Annotated in this window: 6 protein-coding genes; all 6 read right to left on the bottom strand. The window is 58.8% G+C overall.

Annotation, left to right across the window (positions count from 1 at the left end):
- Positions 1–590: 590 nt before the first annotated feature.
- The 6 genes from AWB64_RS24195 to AWB64_RS24170 all read right to left on the bottom strand — a co-directional run bounded on the left by AWB64_RS24195 (position 591) and on the right by AWB64_RS24170 (position 7187).
- On the bottom strand, positions 591–1385 hold the full coding sequence (locus AWB64_RS24195; protein ID WP_208603312.1) for an SDR family oxidoreductase: 795 nt from the start codon (positions 1383–1385) through the stop codon (positions 591–593).
- A 26-nt stretch (positions 1386–1411) separates the two neighbouring features.
- The gene (locus tag AWB64_RS24190) at positions 1412–2881 is read right to left on the bottom strand and encodes an FGGY-family carbohydrate kinase (protein WP_060857960.1); all 1470 of its coding nucleotides are present in this window, start codon (positions 2879–2881) and stop codon (positions 1412–1414) included.
- Between the two features lie 20 nt (positions 2882–2901).
- Complete coding sequence (locus AWB64_RS24185) at positions 2902–3984, bottom strand: ABC transporter permease (RefSeq protein WP_082850619.1); 1083 nt, start codon at positions 3982–3984, stop codon at positions 2902–2904.
- Between the two features lie 19 nt (positions 3985–4003).
- Positions 4004–5530: a sugar ABC transporter ATP-binding protein gene (locus AWB64_RS24180; RefSeq protein ID WP_060857959.1), complete on the bottom strand. Its 1527-nt coding sequence runs from the start codon at positions 5528–5530 to the stop codon at positions 4004–4006.
- Positions 5527–6165, bottom strand: coding sequence for a DUF2291 family protein (locus AWB64_RS24175; protein WP_060857958.1), 639 nt, complete (start codon positions 6163–6165; stop codon positions 5527–5529). The genes AWB64_RS24180 and AWB64_RS24175 overlap by 4 nt, the downstream gene beginning before the upstream one ends.
- 74 nt (positions 6166–6239) lie before the next feature.
- Positions 6240–7187: a D-ribose ABC transporter substrate-binding protein gene (locus tag AWB64_RS24170; protein WP_062876908.1), complete on the bottom strand. Its 948-nt coding sequence runs from the start codon at positions 7185–7187 to the stop codon at positions 6240–6242.
- Positions 7188–7220: the final 33 nt, after the last annotated feature.

The raw sequence follows: 7220 nt of genomic DNA, 5'->3' as shown, positions 1-7220 counted from the left end.
CAATTTGGACGCGACAACCTCGATTCCCTTACGTCCCATGATCTTCTCCAGCACACTATGAGTCGATGATAGAACATGTGGGATTTACGTAAAGTTACTTTTGGGACGGAACACTAGACGTCCAATCCTCGCTTTTCCCGCCAGCGTTTTCAACAACGCTTCGGCAATAGGTGCGATACCTCGGAGCGTATCTAAATCGGTCATCGCCGTAGTCGGATAGGTAATATTCCTCGGGGGACACCGCTAACATCGTCTTTTGCGGTGAGACTGCAAATCAATCGGACTCGGATTTATAGTTGGCTTGCGATCGGCGCCATGCCTGACGTTTCGTCCCGCCCCCTCAGGGGCAAGACGATGGCGCAACCGCGGATCCCGACTTATCTCCTCTCTCACGGGGCGGACGCGGCCGTGGCTTGAAACCTAACTTGGTACGATGTGCGACCAGATAGTGGCGTCGCTTCACGACGTGCGGCGAGAACCCGGTAACCCGGCGACGCTAATCCCGCCATAAGGCGAATTGAAGACAAAGGTGGTGCGGTCCGCCGCATTCCTTTTGAGCGTGCGCATGTATGCACCTTCCTTGGTCCGGTTTACGACATAAACATCCCTCCGTCCACGTTGATTGTTTGCCCCGTGATGTAGGACGCGTCGTCCGATGCAAGGAACGCGACCAGCCCGGCCACGTCCGCGCCTGTGCCGGCGCGTCCCATCGGTATGTTCCTGACCCACTCCCCCATCAACTCGCCCGGCTTGTAGTTGCCGAGGAGCTTGCCCCAGGCTTCGTCGTTGTAGGACCACATGTCGGTCGTGATGATCCCCGGGCAAAACGCGTTGACCGTGATGCCTGTCGGCGCGAGTTCCTTCGCCAGGCTTTGCGTGATGCCGAGCACGCCAAACTTGCTGGCGGCGTAATGGGGCGTATACACAAACCCCTGCCGGGCCTGACCCGAGGCCGTGTTGATCAGCCGCCCCGCTTTTCCCGCGCGCAACATCCGTCCTGCCGCTTCCTGGCAGCACAGGAAAACGCCCTTCGTGTTGACCGCCAGTACCTTGTCCCAATCGGCCTCAGTCAGGTCGGCCAGCTTGGCGATGGTGATGACGCCCGCGTTTTGTATCGATACATCGACTTCCCCCAGCTTTGCCGCGACCTCTTCGTACAGCGCTTTTACCTGGATTTTATCGGTGACGTCGGTTTCCACACCGATGGCATCGTGTCCTGCTTCGCGCAGTTTCGCGGCGGCATCGAGAACGCTTTTTTCATTCGCCGACAGACATATTTTCGCTCCTTCCTGCGCGAATCGCTCCGCAATCCCCAAGCCAATTCCGCGGCTGCCGCCTGTCACCACGACGACTTTGTTCTTAAAACGCTTCAAATTCTGGCCCACGTCTGCTCCTTGCTAAAAAGGGTTGTTCAAAGCCGCTCGATCCAGCGCAGCCATTGCGAATGATTAGCCGCCGCCTGATCCACGCCTGCGCCGGGCTCGACGCGCCGCAATACCGGACGCTCGGCGTGACTTGCATCGAAGTTCGTAATCAAACCCAGTTGCAACGACGCAAGCGCCGCCGCTCCTGCCGCCGAGATCTCGCTCATCGCAAGCGTACTCACGGGACGGTTGAGGGTATCCGCGAGATACTGCAAAAGGAACGGTCGCTGGACGAGACCGCCGTCAAGGAACAACTCGACCAGCGGCACGCGCGCCGCCTGCTCCATCACGGTAATGACGTCCTTGATCTGATAGACGATGGATTCATACGCCGCACGCGCCACGTGTTGCCACGACGTAGAAAAGTTGAGCCCGACGATTTGCGCGCCACCCGGGTATTTCCAGTGCGGACAGCCTATGCCCGAGAACGCGGGGATCAGGAAAACGCCGCCATTGTCGTAGTCGGTGAACGCTTGCTCGGCAGCGGCAAAATCGTCGAATAAACCGAGTTTGTCCTTTAGCCAGGCAGGCGTCGAGCCCGCGCTGATGATGATGCCTTCCATTGCATAGTCGGTGCGCTGCGGCGTTGCGAAGCACAATGTCGACACCAGTCCGTGCGCTGGCGCTTGCGGTTCTGCGCCTACGTTCATCATGAGCGACGAGCCGGTTCCCATGGTCGCCTTCGCCAACCCCGGCTTGAGACATCCTTCCCCGACAGCGGCCGCATGCGAGTCACCGATCATCGATACGACCGGCACCGGCTTCGCAAGCAGGCCTTCGAAATCGGTCGCACCAAAGTCGGACGCGGACGGGCGCAGTTCAGGCAGGCGCAAGCCATCAAGACCGAATCGCGTTATCAGTTCGCGATCCCATTCGAGCGTATGCAGGTTCATCAGCATGGTGCGCGACGCGTTTGTGTAATCCGTCAGGTACGCAGCGCCATGAGTGAGCCGATACAGCAACCAGCTGTCGACCGTGCCGAACAACGCGGTGCCCGCAGCAATATACCCGCTGACGCGTTGATCGTTTTCGTTCAGCCAGATAAGTTTTGTCCCTGAAAAATAAGGGTCGATGAGGAGCCCGGTTTTGTCGGCGATCTCTTCAGCCAGGCCTTCTTCGCGCAGACGCTCGCAGATGCCAAGCGACCGCTGGCACTGCCACGATACCGCCGGCACGACAGGCTGACCATCGCTGGTCCAGAGCACAACGGTCTCGCGCTGGCTGGAAATGGCAACGCCCGCAATGGCATTCTTGTCGCCATCGAAACGAGCGAGACATTGCGCCACTGCGTCCAGCACCGAGCGGTACAACGCGTTTGCATCCTGTTCGACGAATCCTGCGCGCGGATGCGTGCACAGCACGCCGATAAAGCCGCGCGCGTGCACGTCGCCGTGTGCATCGAAGAGAAGCGCCTTCGTGCCGCTCGTGCCCTGGTCGATCGCCAATATGTATTGCATAGCTATTCCGTGTCCTGGGTTCACGCCGTCAGCGAAACCATGCGTGACTGAAGCCGTTGCTGCAATTGGTCGATAACCACCGCAAAGATGATCACCAGTCCCTTGATGACCATCTGCCAAAAGTCGCTGATGCCGCACATCACCATGCCGTCGCCAAGAATACTGATCACGCAGGCGCCGACAACCGAGCCGAACACCGTGCCGCGGCCGCCCATTAGCGCAGTGCCTCCGAGCACTACCGCGGCGATCGCGTTCAGTTCGAATGTTTGTCCAGTCAGCGGATGCGCGGTCTGCAGTTGCGCGGTAATCACGAGGCCGACGATCGCCGCGCAAAACCCGGAGAACATGTACACGAACAACTTCACGCGATTCGTCCTGATGCCCGAGAAACGCGCCGCTTGCTCGTTGCCCCCGATCGCATAGATGCGCCGGCCAAGTGGCGTTTTACGGGCAACGAAAATGGTGATCGCGGCCAGCACGACGAGAATCCAGACCGGCATGGACAGGCCGAGAATGGTGCCGTTCCCTATGAACTCAAAGCCCGTATTGCCGAGCGCGGCATTGCCTTCGAGATCGGCATACGTGCTGCCGTTGTTGACGAGCAGCGCCGCGCCGCGAACCACGTACAACATGCCGAGCGTCGCAATGAACGGCGCCACGTTCAGCATGGTGATAAGGTATCCGTTGATGGCGCCAATCAGCGCGCCGAGCAGGCATGCAATCAACGCAACACCAAGCGGCGTAAAGAACACAACGTGATGTCCGATCTTCACGCCTTCCAGCAGCAGGTAACCTGCTGCCATGCCGCTGATCCCGACTATCGATCCAACCGACAGGTCGATGCCGCCCGTCAGAATCACGAGCGTCATGCCTATCGACAAGATCGCGACGACCGTCACATGCTTTGCCATGATCAGCATGTTGCCGGTCGACAGGAAGTTGTCGGTGGCAAGCGAAAACACGGTCACGATTGCAAACAGCGCAATAAAAATGCGCAACTTCAATATTCCGACGGTGATGCGCGACGCCCAATAGGCCGCTTCGCGATTCGGTTTGGCGGGCAATGATTGCACGGGGGAATTGGCGCTGTTAGGTGTATTCATGGGTTCAACCTCGGTCACATCAGACGACGGCCGTCGCGGGCGTCGACGCGCGCACGATCCGTTCGCTATCGAATTCGGCCCGTTCCATGACCGCCGTGAGCTTGCCACTCGCCATCACGAAAACACGGTTTGAAACGGCCATCGCTTCGTCGAGTTCCGACGTTGCGTAGACCACTGCAATGCCCGAGTGCGCGAGCAGGCTGATGGTCTTGTAGACGTCCTCTTTCGCGCCGACATCGATGCCGCGCGTGGGCTCGTCCATCAGCAGGACTTTCGGCGATGTCAGCAAAGCCTTGCCGATCACGACCTTCTGCATGTTGCCGCCGGACAAGGACGTAATGGGTGCATCGACTGAACTGGTCTTGATGGCAAGCCGTTTGATGACGTCGTTCGCCGCGTCGACCTGTTTGGTCCGGCCGAGCGCGCCGAAGGCAAACCGGCGCGTGAATTTGCCGAGGCTCGATAGCGTCATGTTCTCCAGGATGGTCATGAGCTGCACCATGCCCTGCTTCTGGCGATCCTCCGGCACGAGCGCGATGCCCGCTTCAATGCGCTGCGGAATATTGCGACGCTCGATGCGTTGTCCCGCCAGTTCGATCGCGCCTATCGCGAGCGGTTGCGCGCCGAGCAGCGCTTCAAGCAATTCCGTGCGTCCCGCGCCCATCAAACCGTAGATGCCGACCACTTCGCCCGCGCGCACGCTGAATGACACGTGATCGAGCGCATAGATGCCGTTGGAGCGCTTGAGCGCAAGGTCTGTCACCTTCAGCACTTCCTCGCCGAGTGCGTGCTGCGCGAAGGCGAAGCGTTTCTTCGACGAACCGACCATCGCTTCGATGATCCAGGGGATGTCCACATTCGCAATCTCATCTTCGGCGACAAGCCGGCCGTTGCGCAGCACCGTGATGCAGTCGCCGATCGCCATGATCTCCTCCAGCCGATGCGAAATGTAGATCACCGTCACGCCCTGCTCTTTCAACTGGCGGATGATCTTGAAGAGGATCTCCACTTCGGTCTTGGACAACGCTGACGTTGGCTCATCCATGATCAGCACCTTGATGTGCTTCGAAAGCGACTTTGCAATCTCGACCAGTTGTTGCTGACCCACATAGAGGTCGCCGAGCCGCGTGCGTGGATCGATTGGAATCTGCAGGCGTTCGAGCAGGATCTTTGCGTGATGGTTCTCGGACTTGCTGCGGATTACGCCGCCGCTCGTGATCTCGTTGCCCGCATAGATATTCTCGGCAACGGTCATCTCGGCAAAGAGGTTCAGTTCCTGGAAAATGATGCCAATGCCGTGATGCTCGGCGCTGCGTACGTCGGTGATATGCGCGAGTTTTTCATCGATCCAGATTTCACCCGCGCTTGCCGTCTCGGCGCCCGCGAGCAATTTCATCAGCGTTGATTTACCTGCACCGTTCTCGCCAATCAGCACGTTGACCTTGCCGCGCTGCACCGTGTAATTCACATCGACGAGCGCAGCGGTGCCCGGATAAGTCTTCGAAAGACCTTTCGTCTCGATCACGTTGCGAGTATTGACGCTCATTTCCATGCCACCGGAATGGCGCGGATCTCACCCGCCGGTTCGCTCCAGCTGCTGTAAACGGCGGCGACGTCTACTTGATCGCCGACCTTGAGATTCAGCGAACTTTGCACGCGGGTAACGACCAGCTTGTTGATTTCCTGACCAAACGCGGCGAAGCGCGTCTGGTCGTCGAAGTCGCTATATTTGATGCCCGGGAACCCGTCGCGTACACCCGTACCCACGATTACCGGTCCCATCTGCAACACGATATCTACCGGCTCGCCGCCCGCCGCTTGCGTCAGTTCCACATACGCCTTGCCAACCCGCGACGAGGTATCGATGCGCGTCACCTTGCCTTGCACGCGAATCCAGAAATTGCACGGGAATGCCGTGCTCTGGCGAAAGCCATATTCCTTGCATGCGGTATCGAAGTTTTGTGTCAACGCACCCACGACCTGCGCCGCCGGCTTTGCATTCTTGTCGGCGTACGGGAGCAGTTGGGTATTGAGCACTTGCGCCGCGTCGGGTCCGTGATGCTGGCCCTGGCTGCGAATTGCAGCCAGTTCCGTATCCGTCACCACATGGCAGCCCGCAAGCGCCAGCGTGACAGCGGTCGTGAGCTGCATCGCGCGCGCGGAGTTGATTCGATAAAACATGGCGTCCTCACTTCAAACCAGCTGCGTGCGGGCGCGCCGTCACGGCGCCACTCGCACGTTCGCAACCAACCGCTTTACTTGGTGTAGTAGAAGTCCTTGACCTTCGACGCGTTGTCCTTGGTGATCAGGATGCCGCGGAACAACTGGCGTTCCTGTTCGCCGGTCTTGCCCGACGCGATGTACTTGTCGAGCAGATCGACGCCGTGAATGGCGATGCCCTGCGCCTGAAGCATGACGGTCGCCTTGAGCTTGCCGGCAAGGATGGAATCGCGCTCGTCGTTGCTGCCGTCGATGCCCATAACGACTACGTCCTTATGCCCCGCCGATTCCAGCGACGCAATCGCACCCAGAGCCACCGGCCCGTTGCCTGCGATCACACCTTTTACGTTCGGATGTTCCTGCAAGATGGAGTCCATCGCCTGCTTGCCCGGCAGCAATGCGCCCTTCGCGTCCTGACGCGCGACCATTTTCAGGTCGGGGTATTGATCGAGCACTTGATGGAACGCTTGCGACCGCGTGACGCAATTTTTGTCCGCAAGATTACAAGTCAGCTCGACGTATTCGCCTTTCTCACCGATGGTCTCGACAAAGCGTTGCGCAACTTCGGTACCGGCTTGCAAGTTGTTATGGCTCAACTGCGCAATCGCGAGATCATCTTTCGGAATCTCACGGTTGATCAGCACCACTGGAACCTTTTTCTCTTTCGCCCCGCGCACCGTTGCGACGCTGCTGTTCGAGTCGGCGTTGTCGAGGACAATACCTTTTACGCCCTTGCCGATGACCAGGTTGACCAGTTCATTCTGCTTGTTCACGTCTTCGCCATGCGAAAGCACGATGGTGTCGTAGCCGAGTTTCTTGGCCTCGTTCTCAGCGCCCTTCGCTTCGGCCGCGTAATACGGATTGTCGAGTGCGTTGACCAGGATCGCGATAGTGCCCTTGCTCGCGGCCTGCGCGCCCAGTGGCAAGACGGCCATACCAAACGATGCAGCGACGGCTGCGGACAGTGCAAGTTTCTTCCACATTTTGTTGTCTCCTGATTTGACTTCTACTAGGGA

Source organism: Caballeronia sordidicola (assembly GCF_001544455.2).
Taxonomy (GTDB): domain Bacteria; phylum Pseudomonadota; class Gammaproteobacteria; order Burkholderiales; family Burkholderiaceae; genus Caballeronia; species Caballeronia sordidicola.
This window is presented reverse-complemented; position numbering and strand designations above follow the sequence as displayed.

Coding starts and splice junctions, on each gene's coding strand:
- AWB64_RS24190 (WP_060857960.1), bottom strand. CDS start 2,881: ATGCAATACATATTGGCGATCGACCAGGGCACGAGCGGCACGAAGGCG.
- AWB64_RS24185 (WP_082850619.1), bottom strand. CDS start 3,984: ATGAATACACCTAACAGCGCCAATTCCCCCGTGCAATCATTGCCCGCC.
- AWB64_RS24180 (WP_060857959.1), bottom strand. CDS start 5,530: ATGAGCGTCAATACTCGCAACGTGATCGAGACGAAAGGTCTTTCGAAG.
- AWB64_RS24175 (WP_060857958.1), bottom strand. CDS start 6,165: ATGTTTTATCGAATCAACTCCGCGCGCGCGATGCAGCTCACGACCGCT.
- AWB64_RS24170 (WP_062876908.1), bottom strand. CDS start 7,187: ATGTGGAAGAAACTTGCACTGTCCGCAGCCGTCGCTGCATCGTTTGGT.